Annotated in this window: 1 protein-coding gene; it reads right to left on the reverse strand. The window is 63.3% G+C overall.

Annotation, left to right across the window (positions count from 1 at the left end):
• Positions 1 to 542 (reverse strand): pirin family protein (locus ACTIF2_RS27700; RefSeq protein ID WP_439500354.1); only part of this gene is annotated, 542 nt, incomplete at both ends.

The raw sequence follows: 542 nt of genomic DNA on the forward strand, positions 1-542 counted from the left end.
TGTTGCCGGCGCAATCGCGCCATAAGCAGTGCCGAGGATCAGCCGAAGTGAAATGCCGCCATCCTCGATGACGGGAAGAGTTTCCTTGCCGTGATGCTCGAACGAAGGGGGAGCATCCTCTTGCGCGTCGGGCAAGGCGAGCCAGGTCTGGATGCCGAACAGTCCGTTGGGGCCGGTTCGTGCTGCCGCAGAGGTCCGTTCGGAATGGGTGACACCCCGCCCCGCGACCATCCAGTTCAGCGCGCCGGGCCGGATGATCTGGTCGGCGCCAGTGCTGTCACGATGGTGAAAATCGCCGCGGTAAAGATAGGTGACTGTGCCGATGCCGATATGGGGATGGGGTCGGACGTCGATCCCATGCCCAGTCAGCAGTTCGGCTGGTCCAGCCTGATCGAAGAAGATGAACGGCCCAACCATCTGACGGTTCGGCGCTGGCAGGGCGCGCCGGACCTCGAATCCACCAAGATCGCGGGACCGGGGCACAATCAGCGTTTCAATCGCCTCCAAATCGACCGTATCGGGACAGCCGGGCTCGATGGCCG

Origin of the sequence: Allobosea sp. (assembly GCF_051860145.1) — a bacterium.
Lineage (GTDB): Bacteria > Pseudomonadota > Alphaproteobacteria > Rhizobiales > Beijerinckiaceae > Allobosea.